This window comes from Salipiger sp. IMCC34102, from assembly GCF_004145405.1.
GTDB lineage: Bacteria > Pseudomonadota > Alphaproteobacteria > Rhodobacterales > Rhodobacteraceae > Loktanella.
This window is the reverse complement of sequence record NZ_SELQ01000002.1, coordinates 104204-121499: the sequence shown is the minus strand read 5'-3', so window position 1 is coordinate 121499 and position 17296 is coordinate 104204. Positions and strand designations below refer to the sequence as shown.

Below are 17296 nucleotides of genomic sequence, written 5' to 3'. Positions count from 1 at the left end.
AGCCAGGTCAGCTGACGCCGCTGTTGCCGATGACGATCTCGGGGTCGAGCAGCACCGTGGAGCCGTCGAGGTCCCAGACGTCGTAGGTCTCTCCGTCGACGTTTTGCGTGCCGGTGTTCTGGGCGGGCCCTTCGAAGGTGACCTTGTCGTCGAAGGCCCCCTTCACCACCAGGACGTTGTCGTTCTGCGACAGTGCGTCCACCGAGGCCTTGCTGAGCGTCAGCGTCGACTTGTCGGCCAGCGACATGTCGATGGTGCCGATGTTGAAGCCCTTCAGCGCTGCGGCAGTCGGATCGACCACATTGGTGCCGTTCTCGTCCAGCACGAGGTAGGTCGCGTTGGTGTTGCCCGCCTCGTCCTCGCTGGCGACAATGATGTGGCGCCCGTCGCTGACGGGGTTGGCGAACCCGAACCACATGCCGCCTTTCGGACTGGCGGTCGCGTATTCCGAGGACGAGATCTCCATCAAATCGCCGCCGCCGCTTTCGAAGGAATAGACGTCGATATCGTCGTCGGTCGATGCGACCGTGATATCGGTCGTCCCGGCGAACGACTTGACGTAGTGACCCGTCACGTCGGGGGCTTCGGGCGGCAGGGTGTCCACCTCGAAGGTGTCGGTGATCGTGGCGGTGTTGCCCGCCCGGTCCGTCGCCTGGATCGAGACGTTGGCCGTGTATTCGCCGTCCGGGATCTCTCCCGCCGCGAAGTCGACCGACCAGTTGCCCGAGGCGGTCACGGTGGCGGTCCGGGTCACGGTGCCGCCGCCCACGCCGCTGTCGGTGGTGTCGAAGGTCACGCGCACGGTGGAGCCCGCCTCGACCTGGCCCTTCAGCGTGATGCCGTCGGAGGCCTCGGCCCGGTTGACCACGTCGTCGCCTTCGACCGGCTGGTTCTGGGTCAGCTTGTTGACGAAGGTGTCGATCCGGACGGTGTCGGAGGTCGTAGCCACGTTTCCGGCCGTGTCGGTCGCGGTCACCGTGACGAGCGAGGTCTCCTCGATGTTGCCGGTGCCGATCTCGGCGGCCGAGAAATCGGCGCTCCAGATGCCGTCGGCATCGGCGATCACGGTGTGCGCGCCGCCCCGGAACTGGACCCGCACCTCGGAGCCCGCGTCGGCGGTGCCTTCCAGCGTCACGCCGTCGGCGCGTTCGACCATGTTGATCGTGCCGTCAGTCTCGACCGTGGAGCCGTCGAAGGTGACGTTGAGCTCGGTGTCGATGATCACCGTGCCGCTTGCCGTGGCGCTGTTGCCGGCGGCGTCCGTCGAACTTGCGGTGACGGTCAGATCGTATTCGCCGGTCTTCACCAACGAGGATTCGAAGGTGTAGGACCAATTGCCGTTGGCATCCGCCGTCGTGGTGCGGGTGACTTCGCCGATGGTGACGGCGACCGCGATGCCTGCCTCGGCGGTGCCGGTCACGGTCAGGCCGGACACGGTGCGTTCGACCGCGTTGAGCGTGCCGTCGCCGCCGGACTTCGAGGTGTCGATCGTGATGTCGTTGATCGTGTCGACGTCAATGAAATCACTGTCGGTGGCCGTCCCGGTAGAGGTCGTGACCGTCGCGGTGACCGCACTTTCGTATTCGCCCTCGGGCAGAATCGACGTGGGCACGTCGACCGACCAGGTGCCGTCGCCGCCGATGGTGAAGTCGATGGTCTGCTCGTTGATCACGAGCGTCGCGGCGGCACCGGGGGTTCCGGTTCCGGTGATCGTCACGCCGTTGGTCCAGGTGTCGTTGTTCACGCTGTCGCCGGTGCTGCGCACGCCGTCGGTGATGGTGATCGTGGCCGTATCGCCGGCGCCGCCGTCATCGTCGCCGCCATCGCCACCGCCGGTGTCGCCGTCGCCGTCCCCGTCGTCTTCGTTGTCGCCGTCGCCAGTGTTGTCGCCGCCGTCATCGGTGTCACCGTCGCCGCCGTCGTCGTCATCGGCGCCGCCGTCGCCGCCGTCGCCGTCATCGGCGCCGCCGTCCCCGTTGCCACCATCACCGTTGTCGCCGCCGCCGTTGTCGCCGTCGCCGCCCTCGCCATCGCCGTCGCCGCCACCGCTGCCGTCGCCGCCGCCGCTTCCATCGCCGCCGCCGTCGGTCGGGACATCCTCGTCGGTCGACGAATCGTCGCCGTCGCCACCGCCCGGTGCCGCGCCCTCGTCCGTCTCGTCGTCGGAATCACCGCCGCCGGTCAGCAGAAGACCGCCGCCCAGCGCCGCAGCCCCCAGTGCCGCAGTGCCGCCGCCCAGGCCGCCGAAGCCCGCCAGCAGCGGAGCGGCCAGCATGCCGGCCTCGGAATCGCTGCTGGCGTCGAGCGATGCGACCTGGATGAAGTAGAGGTCGTCGTCCGGGGACCATTTGCCGAAGCCGTCCTCGTCGACGTATTCCGCGACCATCAGGTTGCCGTCGCCCTGGTAGAGGTTGACCTGGCTCAGCTGGCCGCCGGAGGAGAGGAACAGCTCGTTCTGAACGCTGCCGTCGGCGCCGAAGAAGCCCTCGATGGTGATGGTCTCGCCATCCACCAGCATGATCTGAAGCGCCTGGCCCTGGCGCGCGTAGCTCAGGACGTGGCCGCGCTGCAGGTTGAGCGACACGTCGTCGCCCGACCCCACCACGATGTTCTGCGCGCCGGCGCCCGGTGCGACCGTGCCACGCTGCAATCCGCCCGCACTATTGCGGACGACGAATTCAATCGTCGACATAATAACTGCTCCGCCTCATGTGCATGTCCATCAAGGGACATGTCGGTTTTGATTGCCCTGAAGCTATCGAGGCGCCAGGGCCGAATCCAGAGGCATTCCGCAGGGCGTCGCCCCATCTTCGCCCAAGGGGTGACACATTTGTCGCAACCGAACGGCGCGCTCCGCGTTAGTGTTCGCCGTCGACGGATCCGTGCACATGCAAATTAAGGGCGGCGCCCAGCAAAATCAGGAACGCGGTCAGGTACAGCCATAGCAGCATGCCGATGACGGCCCCGATCGAGCCGTAGACCTCGTTGTAGCGGGTGAAGTTCCCCAGGTAGTAGGACAGCCCGGCCGAGGCGCCGATCCACAGCACCACGGCGGTGGCCGCCCCCACCGTCATCCAGCGCAGACGCGCGTCGCGCTGGTTCGGTCCGAATCGGTAAAGCAGGCTGAGGGCGGCATAGAGCACGAAGAGCGCCACCGCCCAGCGAATCCCCTCGAGCACCCAGGCGGTGTCGTCGGGCAGCTGCGCGAAGGCGATGACGATGGGCGCCACCACGACCGCGATCAGCGCGACAAGCGACAGGGCCACCAGAAGCACAGTCAGCGTGAGCGCCACGACGATCTGCTTGAAGCCGTTGCGCGCGCGCCGCCCCGCAATGGCGTTGAGACCATCCATCAGCCCCGCCACCCCCAGGCGCGCCGCCCAGACGGCCAGCGCCAGCGACACGATCGAGGTCCAGCCCAGCGTCTCGGTCTGGGCGGCGAGCAGGCGGCCCATCTGGCCCACGAGCAGAAGATAGGTCTCCCGCGGGATGATCTCTTCCATCAGGTCGAGTTGCTGGACCACCACCGCGGGGTCGGCCATCAGTCCGAAGAGCGAGATGACCGCGGCGATGCCGGGAAAGATCGCGAAGATCCCGAAGAAGGCGACGCCGCCCGCGATCAGGGTGATGTGCCGTTCGGCGGCCGTGGTCCAGACGTCCATCGCCAGCCGCCAGCCACGCTGCAGCAATCCGGGAGTGTCGTCAGAGGTGCGCGAGACATCGGCCATAGACTAGTCGTAGGGCGTTTGCGGGCGCAGCCCAAGCAAAGATGCGTAAATTCCGGGCGATGTGGCCTGCCCGTCATCCCACGCGCTTGCGCGTGACTGCCGTTTGTCGCTAATCGGCCCTGACCCTCCCTGCGAAAAGGCACTGCCCGTGATCGACGTGAACGACCAGGTCAACCTTCTGCTTGACCAGATCGACGCCAGGCGGGCGGACAAGGACAGAATGCTGGTCGCGGTCTGCGGGGCGCCGGCGTCGGGAAAGACCACGCTCGCCAGGGAGTTGTGCCGCCGCCTGAACCTGCGCAAGATCCCCGCCCTCGTCGTGCCGATGGACGGGTTTCACCTGGACAACGCGGTTCTGGAAGCGCGCGACCTGCAGCACCGCAAGGGCGCGCCGGAGACCTTCGACGCGGACGGGTTCCTGCACCTCGTGCGGCGCCTGTCCGACCCGGCGGAGGTGATCGCCCCTATGTTCGACCGTACCCGGGACCTGTCCGTCGCGGGGGCCATCGCGGTGCCGGCGAGCTGCCCCATCGTCATCGTCGAGGGCAATTACCTGATGTTCGAGGAACCGCCCTGGGAGTACCTGGCCCCGCTGTGGGACCTCACCGTCCGGATCGAGGTGCCGATGCCCCAGTTGCGCGCGCGGCTCATTCATCGGTGGCTGGCCCTCAACCACAGCCGCGCCGCCGCGACCCGACGGGCCGAGAGCAACGACATCCTGAACGCGCAGCGCGTGATCGACCACGCCCTGCCCTGCGAGATCACGTTGTCGTCACCCGAGACCTGAGCGGCGCCCGTCGCGCGCGTGTCCTTGCCGCGGGGCCCGCACCCAGGCGCCTTGCCCTGCCCCGCGAAAGGTCGAGGTCGCGCGTCAGGAAATCGAAGCGCCGCGCAGAAGTGCTCAAACAATGCGCGTCGTCACGGGCTCCAGCCGGTCGACCTTGCCCACGAGCCGGTCGCCCACGTTCACCGGTCCCACGCCCGCGGGGGTGCCGGTCATGATCAGATCGCCCGGCCGCAGCGTGTAGAGGGTCGAAAGGTTCGCCACGATCTCGGGGACCGACCAGATCATGGCGGCGAGCGGGCTGTCCTGTCGCGTCTCGTCGTTGACCGAAAGGTGGATCTTCTCCTCCGTCAGCTGGAACCGCTCGGCCGGGGTGAGCGCGCCGATGATGGCGGAGCCGTCGAAATCCTTGGCCGTATCCCATGGCTGGCCGCCTTTCTTGGCCACGCCTTGCAGATCGCGCCGCGTCATGTCGAGGCCGACCCCGTAGCCCCAGACCGCCTGCAGTGCGGCGGTCCGGTCGATGGCGCGGGCCTCGGCCCCGATGGCCACGACGAGCTCGATCTCGTGGTGCAGGTCCTGCGTGCCCGGCGGATAGGGCATGTCCTCGCCCGATTGCAGCAGCCCGTGCGGAGACTTGGTGAAATAGATCGGGGCGTCGCGCTCGGTCGAGCCGCCCATCTCGGCCACGTGGTCGGCGTAGTTGCGGCCCACGCAGAAGATCCGCCGCACCGGGTAACGGAGCTCTGACCCCGCCACGGGCAGGAACGGTTGCGTCGGGGCGTCAAAGGTATAATTTGGCATGGATATCGTTCGTGTTTAGGGTCGGTGTCGCTTCGGGATATGAAGCACCGCCCCGCCAGTGCCACCTTTTTCGTCGACAGACGTCCACTCATCGGGATCATGCCGCTGCCGCCCCTGGAAGATCTCATCGCCTGTCCGCACTGCGACACGCTGCACATCGACGCCCCGGTGCCGCCCGGCAGCATCGCGCGGTGCAAGCGCTGCGGCGTCGTCCTGTTCGCCCCGCGCAAGCAGGCGCTGACGCAGCTTCTCAGCCTGTCGATCGCGGGGGTGATCCTGCTGGTGGCGGCGATCAGCTTTCCGTTCATCGACATCGACGCGATGGGGTTCGAGAACCAGACCTCGGTGCTGAACGCGGTGACGGCCTTCTCAGAAGGGCGCGGGGTGCCGCTGGCCGTGGCGGTCGCGCTTTTCATCATCGTGCTGCCCATGGTCCGCCTGCTGGCGCTGATCTACGCCATCGGTCCGCTGGTCACGGGTCACCGCCCCCGGCGCGGCGCCCACGTGGCCTTCGCGATGACCGAGCAGCTGCGTCCCTGGGCCATGGCGGAGATCTTCATGGTCGGCGTCTCGGTCGCGCTGGTCAAGATCGTGGGTCTGGCCACGGTCACCATCGGTCCGGCGTTCTGGGCCTTCGTGGTGCTGGTGATCATTACGCTCTTCAACGACCGCGTCATGAGCCGCTTGAGCATCTGGAAGGCGCTGGAGCGGGAGGGCGCGGTGTGAGCACCACCCCCGACACGCCCGTCACCGCCCCGATCGCGGATCCCGTCGGCATCCCACCGGGGGTGACCACCGCGCGGGCGGCGGGGCTCGTCGCCTGCCGTCGCTGCGGGCGGGTCAACGCGGGACGCGCGGTGCGCTGCCAACGCTGCCACGGCCCGATCCGATCGCGCGATACGCAGAGCCTGCAGAAGGTCTGGGCCTGGCTGATCGCGGGGCTGATCGCCTACATACCCGCCAACGTCTACCCGATGCTGATCACCGCAAGCCTGTTCCAATACGACGAGCAGACCATCGTCGGCGGCGTGATCGAACTGATCCACTACGGCAACTACGGGATCGCGGGGATCGTCTTCGCGGCCTCCGTCATGATCCCGGTCGGCAAGTTCATCGCCATCGCCTACCTCGCGATCAGCGTGCAGCGCGGTCGCCCGGCGAACGCGCACCGGCGTCACAAGCTATACGACGTGGTCGAATTCATCGGCCGCTGGTCGATGATCGACGTCTTCGTCGTTGCCATACTCTCGGCCCTGGTGCAGTTGAAGGCCGTTGCCACCATCAATCCCGGCATCGCGGCGCTGAGCTTCGCGCTGTCGGTCATTTTCACGATGCTTTCGGCCATGGCGTTCGATCCGCGGCTGATCTGGGATGCAGAAGGACCGACCGCGCATGAGTGAGACGAACCAAGCCTCGGACCTGGACGTGCGCCAATCGAAACCCAGCATCTGGCGGCGGCTGTCCTTCGTCTGGCTCGTGCCGATCCTGGCGCTCGTGGTCTCGCTCGGCGTGGCGTGGCAGTCCTTTCAGGACCTGGGCGTCGAGATCGAGATCACCTTCGAGAACGCCTCCGGCATCGTCGCGGGAGAGACCGAGATCCGCTACCGCGACGTGGTCGTGGGCCGGGTCGAGCGGGTCGAATTCACGCGCGACCTGCAGGACGTGCTGGTCTACGCCCGCGTCGATCAGCCGGTCCATGCCTACATGGACGAGGATGCGCGGTTCTGGGTGGTGCGCCCCGACGTGAGCGTGCGCGGGATCTCTGGTCTCGATACGGTGCTGTCGGGGGTCTACATCCAGGGCAACTGGAACGAGGTTTCGGGCGATCCGCAGGACCGGTTCCAGGGGCTCGAGACGCCGCCGGTGGTCCCGCCCGGACAGCGCGGCACCGAGCTGGTGCTGCGCACCGACGAAGGCACCGCCCTGTCGGCAGGGGCGCCGATCCTGCACCAGGGGATCGAGGTGGGCGTCCTGTCCGATCCGGTCCTGTCCGATGACGGGCAATCGGTGACCGTGGCCGCCTTCGTGCGCGAACCCTACGACGCGCTCATCACCTCCTCCACCCGGTTCTGGGACACCGCGGGCTTCAGCGTGAGCCTTGGCGCAAGCGGCGTGTCGTTGAACGTCTCGTCCCTGGCCTCTCTGATCGAGGGCGGTGTGGCCTTCGACACCGTCGTCTCGGGCGGGGAGCCGATCGAGGACGGGCAGATCTTCGATCTGTTCACCGACGAGGAAAGCGCCCGGTCGAGCCTCTTCAACGACGCGGGCGCGCCCAAGCTGCAGGTGGCGGTGCTGTTCGACGGGTCGGTCAGCGGCCTGACGGTGGGCTCGGACGTGCGCTACCAGGGCATCCGCATCGGCCAGGTCACCGACCTCGGTGCCACGGTCGTCTCGGGCGAGGCGCCCGAGGACACCCGGATCGACCTGCGCACCATCCTGTCGATCGAACCCGCCCGGCTTGGCCTGGGCGACGAGGCCACGCCGGAGAACGCGCTCGACCTGCTTGCCAGTTTCGTCGACCAGGGCCTGCGGGCGCGGCTGGCGACCGGAAACATCCTGTCCGGCGGGCTGATCGTCGAACTGGTGGAGGTCGCGGATGCGCTGCCCGTGGTGCTCGACACCGAGGCGGAGCCCTACCCGATCATCCCCAGCACCGCGTCACAGATCACCGACGTCGCCGACGAGGCGCAGGGCGTGCTCGCCCGGATCAACGATCTGCCGATCGAGGATCTGCTGGCCTCGGCGATCGACGTGATGGACAGCGCCAACGCGATCCTTCGGTCGGACGGTGTGCTGGACACCCCCGAACAGGTCGCGGGCCTGCTTGCGGACGTGCGCGATTTCGTCGACTCCGAGCCCGTGCAGCAGGTGCCCACGCAGATCGCCGATCTGCTGGCGCAGCTGCAGGACACCGCCGCGGGCCTTCTGGGCGTCGTCCAGAGCGTCGAGGATGCGGACATCGTGGGCCAGACCGGCACCATCCTGAGCAACGTCGAAGGCGGCACGCAGAACCTGTCGCAGATCACCACGGAACTCGAAGCGACGCTGGCCAAGGTCAACGAGCTGGAACTGCAGGCGCTGGTGGCGCAGGCCAATGCCGCGCTGGTCGCGGTGGAGGGGGTCGCCTCGAACGACGACCTTGCGGAAGTGCCGGTCTTCCTGAACCAGCTTCTGGCCGAGGCGCAGGCGCTCGTCGCCTCCGAAGGGGTGCAGGCGGTTCCGGGGCAGGTCAGCGCGCTGCTGGCGCAGGTCCAGGACACCGCGGGCGGCCTGCTGGGCATCGTGCAGAGCATCGAGGACAACAACGTCGTGGGCCAGGCCGGTGCGATCCTCACCAATGTCGAGGACGGCACGGCGAACCTGCCGCAGATCTCCGACCAGCTCGAGGCGACGCTGGCGAAGCTCAACGCGCTGGAGCTCGAGGCGCTGCTGACCCAGGCCGACCAGGCCCTCGCCAGCGTGGAGGCCGTGGCCTCCAACGACGACCTGGCGGAGGTGCCGGTCTTCGTGAACCAGCTGCTGGAAGAGGTCCGGTTGCTGGTCGAATCGGGTGACGTGCAGGCCCTGCCGGGCGAGTTGCGCAGCGTGACGGGGGAAGCGGGCCAGATCCTGTCGGATTTGACCGCGCAGAACATCAGCGGCCAGTTGACCAACGCCATCGCGGCGGCGGCCACCGCGGCGGAGAACATCGAGACCGCTTCGGCCCAGCTGCCCGCGATCACCGAGCAATTGAACCAGCTTTCGGCGGAGGCCGCGCGGATGGACCTCGACGCGCTTTCGGCGGCGGCGACGGGTGTGCTCGACGACATCTCGGCGATCACCGGGACGCCTTCGGCGCAGGCCCTGCCCGCGTCGTTGTCCTCGGCCCTGGACGAGCTGCAGCTGATCCTTGCGGACGTGCGCGAAGGCGGCGCGATCGAGAACGTGAACGCGGCCCTGCAATCGGCGTCGGACGCGGCGGACGCGATCGAGGTGGCCGCCGCCACCCTGCCCGCCTTCACGTCCGAGGCGCGCGGGCTGATCGGCACCGCCAATACCACCATCGGCAGCTACGGCACCGGATCGCGCGTCGATGCGGAACTGCAGCAGACCCTGCGCGACCTTCAGACCGCGGCGGATGCCATCACCACGCTGGCCCGCCAGATCCAGCGCAATCCCAACTCCTTGCTGACGGGGCGATAACCCATGACCAGAACGATCCTTCTCGCGGCCCTCGGCCTGACCGCGCTTGCCGCCTGCGGCAGCACGATCACCCGCCTGGACATGCCGACGCCGGAACCCGCGCTGAACCTGCGCGCGAACGTAGGCTCCGTCGTGGTGCGCGACGTGACGCTGCCCACCTACGCCGCGACCGAGGAGCTGGGGATCGAGACCGCGCCGGGGGTGATCAGCTCCGACGGGGATCTTCTGGCCGCGGACGAGCCGTCCCGGGCGGTCACCCTGTCGCTGTCGCGCCAGATGGACGGGATCCTCAGCGCCATCGTCAGCCCCGATCCCTGGCCCTTCCCGGGGCTTGCGGACGTGGTGGTCGACGTGCGCGTCTCGCAGATGCTGGGCAGCGCCGTGACCGGCAACTTCGTGATGTCGGGGCAGTATTTCATCGGCGGTGACGGGATCGACTATCCCAACAGCGCGGAGAGCTTCAGCTACACGATCCCGATGGCGACCCCCGACATCCCCGGCGCCGTGGCGGCCCAGGGGCTTGCCATCACGCGGCTGGCCGAGGAAATTTCCCGCAGCCTGGCAAGCTGAGCGCGGATCGCGCCTGCGGCGTGGCGCGCCGCAGGGCCCTGCACCCGCGCCTCAGAACGTGACCGACTGCCCCGTCAGGGCCGAGGTCTGCGCCGCCTGACCTATGCGCACCGCCCAGCTTCCGTCGGTGACCGAAACCTCGACCGGCCCTTCGCCGCGCACGGCGGCGGCGAAGCGCTGGTGCTGGTAGAAGGTCGATCCGTTGTGATCGCCCGCCTCCAGCAGGTGCGGGTCGACTGGGATCTCGGCCGTGTAGGGCCCCCGGGGGTTGCGCGGGCTGATGGTCAGCAGCGGCGTCGGCGCGGGGCCGAGGTCCTTGGGCCAGAACCGGCCGGGCCCTGGCACCTGCGCCTCGATCCGGCCATTGGGACCCGTGGCGGTGATCTCCTCCTGGAAGCGCGCGCCTTCGGCGAACATGCACAATTCCAGCATCGCCCGCTGACCGGAGGCGAAATCGACGATGACGTAGGCGTTGTCCCAGATGTCGGGGGCGGCGCCGTCGTAGCGTTCGTCGAGGTGGTTCACGTCCGCCGATCCCGAGGCCATCACCCGCACCGGATCGGACCCCAGTGCGAGGCGCATGAGATCGAAGAAATGGCAGCACTTCTCGACCAGCGTCCCGCCGGAGCGCGCGTTGAAGCGGTTCCAGTTGCCGATCTTGGGCAGGAAGGGGAAACGATGCTCCCGGATCGTGAGCATCCTGATCCCGCCCGTGGCCTCCTGCGCCTGTGCGAGGAAGGCTGCGATGGGCGGCATGTAGCGGTATTCCATCGCGACCCAGATCGGCGCGGGATGCCGCGCGGCCAGGGTCGCGAGCTCGTCCGCGTCGGCGGGATCGATGTAGAGCGGCTTTTCGCACAGCACCGCGACGGGCAGCGCCGTCACCTGCCGCAACTGGTCGGCGTGGCAATCGTTGGGGCTGACCAGCACGACCGCGTCGAGCGCTTCCTCGGCCAGAAGATCGTCGATCGAAGCAGCCACCCGCGCCCCGCCTGCCAGTTCGGCGGCGGACGCGGCCAGCGCCTCTACCGGATCGTAGACGGCCGCGACGCGGGCGTCGTCCAGCAGGGCGATGTTCTGGATGTGCTCGCGGCCCATCATGCCGCAGCCGATCAGGCCGTATTTCAGGGGACGAGGCATTCAGCCGGCTCCTACGCGGGATACATATTTGGCACGGGTGGTATCCACCCATGTGGACGAGATCTCGACGATCTGCCCGGTCGAATCGAAGGCGGTGCGCGCGACGTGACAGCACGGATCGCCCGGCGACAGGGTGGTCCCCTCGGGCATCCAGCCGGGGGCACGGCCGAGGTCGATGCGGTCCTCGACCCGGGCCACGATGATCCCGAAAAGCTCGCGGTAGACACGGTAGAGCGAGGGCCCCAGCGCACGGTCGGGGATCGCATGCGTCGGGCTCAGCCAGATCTCCTCCGCCGCGACGGGGGTGTCGTCGAGCGCGCGGGCACGGCGCAGGCGAAATCCTTCGCCGCCCCAACCCGCCGGTGCGAGAGGGGGTGCTGCGTGAAGCCCGGTCGACAGGATCCGCGCGGATGGCAGCCCCCCGCCGCGCGGCAGTTCCAGCCGGAAGAACCCGTAGATCGAGGTCACGTCGGTGCGGTGCCGCACGTAGTTTCCCGATCCCTGGCGCCGTTCCAGCAGACCCTTTTCGGTCAGGTCCGCCAAGGCCTTGCGCAGGGTGCCGACCGAGGCGCCCAGATCCGCCGCCATCTCGCGCTCTGGCGGCAGGCGGGTGCCGTCGGCCCAGAGACCGGCCGCGATCTCGCGCACCAGCCGCTCGCTGATCGACAGGTATCTGGGAAGGGTTTGCGCCACGGGTCGCCTCGAATTGATACAGGATTGCTACACCCCTGCCCCCGTGCTACGCAAGACCCATGACAGATACAATCGTGCCCATCACCAGCCCCGACCTCGACGCTTCCGAAGTGTCTTGGTTCTCCGCGCTCTGCTCCGACGATTACCGCCTGCTCGGCGTGCCGGAGGGCGATCTGCGCTCGTCCTGGGCGCATTGCCGCGACATCGGCCTGGAGGCGGAGCGCCAAGGCTTCAACAACATCCTGTGCCCCTCGTCCTTCCAGGTGGGCCAGGACACGCTGAGCTACGTGGCCGGCATGGCCCCGCTGACCTCCCGCATGAACTTCCTCGCCGCGATCCGCTGCGGCGAGATGCAGCCGATCATGCTGGCGCGCACCGTCGCCACGCTCGATCACATGCTCGAAGGGCGGCTGACGCTGAACGTGATCTCCTCCGATTTCCCCGGTGAGGTGGCCGAGAGCGCCTTCCGCTACCGGCGCAGCCACGAGGTCGTGCAGATCCTCAAGCAGGCCTGGACGCGGGACGAGATCAACTTCACCGGCGAAGTCTATGACTTCAAAGGCGTATCCACCGATCCCGCCAAGCCCTACCAGACCGGCGGGCCGCTGTTGTACTTCGGCGGCTACTCGCCCGCCGCGCTGGAACTCTGCGGCGCGCATTGCGACGTCTACCTGATGTGGCCCGAACCGATGGACCAGCTCGCGCAGCGGATGCGCGACGTCCATGCCCGCGCCGAAGAGCACGGCCGCACGCTCGAGTACGGGCTGCGGGTGCACATGATCGTCCGCGACACCGAGGCCGAGGCCAAGGAATATGCCGAGCATCTGGCCAGCCAGCTCGACGACGAATACGGCACGCTGATCCGCGACCGGGCGCATGATTCCACCTCTCTCGGCGTGGCCCACCAGGCCCGCGCCCGCGAGTTGGCCGACAAGTTCGGCTATGTGGAGCCGGGTTTGTGGACCGGCATCGGGCGCGCCCGTTCGGGCTGCGGTGCGGCGCTGGTCGGATCCACCGATCAGGTGCTGAGCAAGATCGAGGCCTATCGCAAGATGGGGATCCGTGCCTTCATCTTCTCGGGCTACCCGCATATCGAGGAGGCCCGGCATTTCGGATCGCGGGTCCTGCCGGAGTTGAAAACCTGCTCGCTGCCCCATGTCTACGGACGGGTGCCGTCCGAGCCACCCGCCACCCCCTTGGGCACAGGAGAGCGCCGCTAGATGGACCGCGTATCGATCACCGACGAGCTGGATTTCAGCCGCATCGTCTACGGCATGTGGCGCCTGGGCGATGACGCCGACACCTCGCCCGCCCATGTGCAGTCCAAGATCGAGGCCTGCCTCGATCAGGGCATCACCACCATGGACCAGGCCGACATCTACGGCGGCTACATGGCCGAGGAGATCCTGGGGCAGGCGCTGAAGCAATCCCCCGGGCTGCGCGACCGAATCGAGATCGTCACCAAGTGCGACATCGTCATCGACGCGGGCCGCCATGCGGGGGCACCGGTGAAACATTACGACACCAGCCGCGCGCATATCGAGGCCTCCGTCGACGCCTCGCTGTCGCTGATGGGGCTGGATCGGATCGATCTTCTGCTCATCCACCGTCCCGATCCGCTGATGGATCATTACGAGACGGGCCGCACGCTCGACGACCTCGTGGCCGCAGGCAAGGTGCGCGCGGTGGGCGTGTCGAACTTCCGCCCCTGGGACTGGAACCTGCTCCAATCGGCGATGGAGACCACGCTCGCCACCAACCAGATCGAACTGTCGCTCGCCGCGCGGGAGGCTTTCGTGAACGGCGACCTGGCCCATCTGCAGCGGCTGGACAAACCGGTCATGGCCTGGTCCCCGCTGGGGGGTGGTGCGCTGATGGACGGATCGAATGCCGCCCTCGCGGCAGAGCTGGACCGCATCGCGCAGGACACCGGCACCGACCGCGCCGCCGTGGCGACGGCCTTCCTGCTGGCGCATCCGGCCCGTATCCTGCCGGTGATGGGCACGAACAATCTGAGCCGCATCAAGGCCTTGGGCGACGCTCTTGAGGTTGATCTCAGCCGGACCGACTGGTTCACGCTCTACACCGCCGCGCGCGGGGAAGAGGTGGCATGAGCAGGGACAGCGGCACCATCGCGACCTTCGATCCGGCCAGCGATCCCGACAGCTTTCGCGGCGCGCTGGGGTCCTTCGTGACCGGCGTGACCGTGGTGACCACCGACAGTGCCGAAGGGCCCGTGGGGATCGTGGCCAACAGCTTCGCGTCCGTCAGCCTCGATCCGCCGCTGGTGCTGTGGTCGCCTGCCAAGTCCAGCCGGCGGTTCGAACATTTCGCGGGCGCGCGCCGCTTTGCGGTCCATGTCCTCGCCGCCGACCAGCGCGACGTCTGTGCCGCGATCATCGGCTCCAAGACCGCGATCTCGAAGGTGCCGATGCACCTGTCCCATTGCGGGATGCCGATCATCGAAGGCGCGCTCGCGACCTTCGAATGCACCCTGTCCGCAACCCACGATGCGGGCGATCACGTCATCGTCGTGGGCGAGGTCACGAAGGCCCACCATACCGGCGGCGCCCCCCTCGTCTTCCACGGCGGACGCTACGGCGCGTTCCAGCCCCAGGACGACGCGTAACCGCGGCAAGATCGGGCTTGGGGCTTCTTCTGGCCCGAAATATCCCGGGGGAGCCCGGCACGGGCGGGGGCAGAGCCCCGTTTTTTCGTGTCGAAATTTTCAATCCTTTGCCAGTACCTTACACCGGTTTATCCGGGCAGCAGGCGCGACTCAAATTGACCGAAACCGGGAATCGGATTAGAACATAACAGGAACAAACGGAATCGGATCTGCCCCGTGACACGCCTGTCTGACCCTCTTCCCGACGCGACCGACGCCCCCTCGGGGGCGGAGCCCACCTTGTCGGAACTCTTCGCCACCAGCACGCTGGACGGTGCCGTCACGGGCTTTGCCTGCGCCCAGCTGGCCCGGTTCGCGGAAGATCCCCGCCCCGTGGTCTGGATCCAGGACCGCCTGTCCCGGCGCGAGGCGGGGCGCCCTTGCATCGCGGGCCTGCCGCGCGGTCTGAAGCTGCTTTACGTGCGCGCCAACCGCCCCGTGGACGTGCTCTGGTCGATGGAGGAATCGCTCTACAGCGACGGCATCTGCGCCGTCATCGCGGAGGTCTGGGGCGATCCGGCCGTGCTCGACTTCACCGCCACCAAGCGCATCGCCCTGCGGGCGGAAGCCCGGGCCACCCCCGCCCTGCTGCTGCGCCGGGCCGCGACCGCGAACCTGAGTGCCGCACGCCTGCGCTGGCGTATCGGCGCGCTGCCGGCCCTGCCCGACCCCTACGACGCGCGCGCGCCTGGCGTTCCGCAATGGCAGGCGGAGCTCTTTCGCGCCCGCAGCCGCGCGCCCGGCACCTGGGTCGCCCAGCCGGCGGACGGCGCGCTGAGCCTGACGCACCCCGTCGCCGCACAGGCGCCACAGCGCGCCACCGCCTGAGATGGACGTGGTGGACGAATCCCGCGCCCTTCGATCTGCGCAGGCCTCCTCGGGGGATCAGGGTCCGTCGCCCCGGACAGGTCTGTCCCGGGCGCTGACGGCCCTGCAACAGGTCGAAAGCACCTGGGCCCACCGCGCGCCTTGCGAGACGCCCGGGTCCCGGCAGGACTCCACGCCGCTGTTCCCCGCCGCCCCGATCCAGCACGCGGACCACATCCAGGGCGCCACGGCGGATCCCGATCAGCGCAAGGACGGGCAGGATGTGCCGAGCCGCACCAAGACGGCGCGCGATCCGCTGTCGCGGCGCATCGTCAGCCTCGTCTTCGAGGATCTGCCCATGGCCCGCTGGCTGCGCTGGGCCGAAGGCCGCCAGGATGCCCCGCCCGAGGATCTGCCCGTGGTCCTGGCCACCGAAGGACCGCATGGCCCCGTCGTCCATGCCACCAATCGTGCCGGCGCCCTCCAGGGGATCATTCCCGGAGCACGGGTCGTCGATATCCGTGCGCTCTGCCCGCAGATCCGGGTCGAGCCGGCGGATCCCGAGGGCGACCGCGCCACCCTGCGCCGCCTGAGCTTCTGGGCACGCCGCTGGTGTCCCTGGACGGCGCCCGACGGCGAGGACGGCCTGGTGCTGGACACCACCGGATCCGCCCATCTCTGGGGCGGTGAGGCCGCCATGCTGCGCGAGATCGAAGGCCGGTTCAGCCTGCTGGGCCTGTCCACCCGGCTGGCGATGGCGCCGACCCATGGAGCCGCCTGGGCGCTGGCCCGCTACGGTCCCGTCCGCACCGTGGCGACACCGGACACGCTGGCACAGGCCACGGCCCCGCTGCCGACCCGCGCCTTGCGGCTCGATGCCGAAACGGTACTGCTGCTGCAGCGCCTGGGCCTCAAGACCGTGGGGGACCTCTGCGCCGTGCCCCGCGCCAGCCTGGCCCGGCGTTTCGCCACCACGGCCCTGCCGCAGAACCCGCTCGCCCGGCTCGACCAGTTGCAGGGCCGCCTGCCCGAACCCGTCAGCGCCGAGACCGAACCGCCGTCCTTCGCGGTCCAGGCCCGGCTGGCCGAACCGGTGCAGGACCCGGCGCCGCATTTGCCGGATCTCTGCACGGATCTCTGTGCGGCCCTCGAACAGGCGGGCTTCGGGGCACGGCGCCTGACCATCGCCGTCTACCGCACCGATGGGGAAGTCTCGCGCATAACCGCCGCCACCGCCCGCCCGACCCGCGATCCCGCGCACCTCATGCGGCTGTGGGGCGACCGGCTGGAGCGGATCGACCCCGGCTTCGGCTTCGATCTGATCACGCTGGAAGCGAACGAGGCCGAGGATCTGGCCCGGGTGCAGACCCGTCTCGACGGGCGCGCGGACGAGAGCGCCGCCCGTGCCAAGCTGATCGACCGGCTGGTGGCCCGGCTGGGCCACGCGGCCGTCCAGATCCCCGCCCCGCGGCCACGACACATGCCCGACCGGGCCGAACACTGGCTGCCCGCCATGTCCGGCCTCGCCCCGGACACCGGCACTCTGCCCGCGCCTGCCCGCCCCGTGACCCTTTTCGACAGCCCCGAGGAGATCCGTGTCCTCTACGCCGTTCCCGAAGGCCCGCCTGCACAATTCGTCTGGCGCCGCCAGACCCAGCGCATCACCCGTTTCGCGGGGCCCGAGCGGATCGCGCCGGAATGGTGGACGGACTGCCCCGGCACCCGCCTGCGCGACTACTACCGGATCGAGGCGCAATCCGGCCACCGCCTGTGGATCTACCGTGACGGCGTGCTTGGCGACGACCGCGGTGAGACCCCGCGCTGGTTCGTCCACGGGTGTTTTGCGTGACCTGCGTCGACAGGGGGCTCTGCCCCCGCCCTTCGGGCTCCCCCGGGATATTTTTGGCCAGAAGAAGTAAG

Annotated in this window: 15 protein-coding genes; 10 read left to right on the top strand and 5 right to left on the bottom strand. The window is 68.6% G+C overall.

Going from position 1 to position 17296, the window contains the following annotated elements; all coding sequences use genetic code 11:
- Nucleotides 1-7: 7 nt before the first annotated feature.
- Nucleotides 8-2692, bottom strand: coding sequence for an Ig-like domain-containing protein (locus EU805_RS04845; protein WP_129762834.1), 2685 nt, complete (start codon nt 2690-2692; stop codon nt 8-10).
- A 166-nt stretch (nt 2693-2858) separates the two neighbouring features.
- Nucleotides 2859-3728 carry a YihY/virulence factor BrkB family protein gene (locus EU805_RS04840; protein WP_242494060.1) on the bottom strand — a complete coding sequence of 290 codons (870 nt, stop codon included), beginning with the start codon at nt 3726-3728 and terminating at the stop codon, nt 2859-2861.
- Between the two features lie 148 nt (nt 3729-3876).
- Between EU805_RS04840 and EU805_RS04835 the strand changes: the two genes are divergently transcribed.
- Complete coding sequence (locus EU805_RS04835; protein ID WP_129762833.1) at nt 3877-4515, top strand: sugar transporter; 639 nt, start codon at nt 3877-3879, stop codon at nt 4513-4515.
- A 114-nt stretch (nt 4516-4629) separates the two neighbouring features.
- Here EU805_RS04835 and EU805_RS04830 read toward each other — a convergent pair whose 3' ends face one another.
- On the bottom strand, nt 4630-5316 hold the full coding sequence (locus EU805_RS04830; RefSeq protein WP_129762832.1) for a fumarylacetoacetate hydrolase family protein: 687 nt from the start codon (nt 5314-5316) through the stop codon (nt 4630-4632).
- A gap of 39 nt (nt 5317-5355) precedes the next feature.
- Between EU805_RS04830 and EU805_RS04825 the strand changes: the two genes are divergently transcribed.
- From EU805_RS04825 to EU805_RS04810, 4 genes are read left to right on the top strand one after another with little or no spacing between them, the layout of a single operon-like run.
- A complete protein-coding gene (locus EU805_RS04825) occupies nt 5356-6042 on the top strand; it encodes a paraquat-inducible protein A (protein ID WP_242494059.1) in 687 nt (228 codons plus the stop codon).
- A gap of 50 nt (nt 6043-6092) precedes the next feature.
- Nucleotides 6093-6716, top strand: coding sequence for a paraquat-inducible protein A (locus EU805_RS04820; protein WP_129763365.1), 624 nt, complete (start codon nt 6093-6095; stop codon nt 6714-6716).
- On the top strand, nt 6709-9498 hold the full coding sequence (locus EU805_RS04815) for a PqiB family protein (protein WP_165351889.1): 2790 nt from the start codon (nt 6709-6711) through the stop codon (nt 9496-9498). The genes EU805_RS04820 and EU805_RS04815 overlap by 8 nt, the downstream gene beginning before the upstream one ends.
- A gap of 3 nt (nt 9499-9501) precedes the next feature.
- A complete protein-coding gene (locus EU805_RS04810) occupies nt 9502-10068 on the top strand; it encodes a membrane integrity-associated transporter subunit PqiC (protein ID WP_129762830.1) in 567 nt (188 codons plus the stop codon).
- Between the two features lie 51 nt (nt 10069-10119).
- Here the strand turns inward: EU805_RS04810 and EU805_RS04805 are convergent, their stop codons facing one another.
- Together EU805_RS04805 and EU805_RS04800 are read right to left on the bottom strand one after the other, a co-directional pair.
- Nucleotides 10120-11208: a Gfo/Idh/MocA family protein gene (locus EU805_RS04805; RefSeq protein WP_129762829.1), complete on the bottom strand. Its 1089-nt coding sequence runs from the start codon at nt 11206-11208 to the stop codon at nt 10120-10122.
- Nucleotides 11209-11901, bottom strand: a complete 693-nt coding sequence (locus EU805_RS04800) for a GntR family transcriptional regulator (protein WP_129762828.1) — start codon at nt 11899-11901, stop codon at nt 11209-11211.
- Between the two features lie 59 nt (nt 11902-11960).
- Between EU805_RS04800 and EU805_RS04795 the strand changes: the two genes are divergently transcribed.
- From EU805_RS04795 to EU805_RS04775, 5 genes are all read left to right on the top strand, one after another.
- Nucleotides 11961-13121 (top strand): LLM class flavin-dependent oxidoreductase, encoded by a 1161-nt coding sequence (locus tag EU805_RS04795; protein ID WP_129762827.1) that lies wholly within the window; start codon nt 11961-11963, stop codon nt 13119-13121.
- Nucleotides 13122-14015 (top strand): aldo/keto reductase family oxidoreductase, encoded by an 894-nt coding sequence (locus EU805_RS04790; RefSeq protein WP_129762826.1) that lies wholly within the window; start codon nt 13122-13124, stop codon nt 14013-14015. It begins immediately after the preceding gene.
- The gene (locus tag EU805_RS04785; RefSeq protein ID WP_207208078.1) at nt 14012-14530 is read left to right on the top strand and encodes a flavin reductase family protein; all 519 of its coding nucleotides are present in this window, start codon (nt 14012-14014) and stop codon (nt 14528-14530) included. The genes EU805_RS04790 and EU805_RS04785 overlap by 4 nt, the downstream gene beginning before the upstream one ends.
- 216 nt (nt 14531-14746) lie before the next feature.
- Nucleotides 14747-15397, top strand: a complete 651-nt coding sequence (locus EU805_RS04780) for an ImuA family protein (protein WP_242494058.1) — start codon at nt 14747-14749, stop codon at nt 15395-15397.
- 10 nt (nt 15398-15407) lie between these two features.
- Nucleotides 15408-17225, top strand: coding sequence for a DNA polymerase Y family protein (locus EU805_RS04775; protein ID WP_370318165.1), 1818 nt, complete (start codon nt 15408-15410; stop codon nt 17223-17225).
- Nucleotides 17226-17296 lie beyond the last annotated feature (71 nt).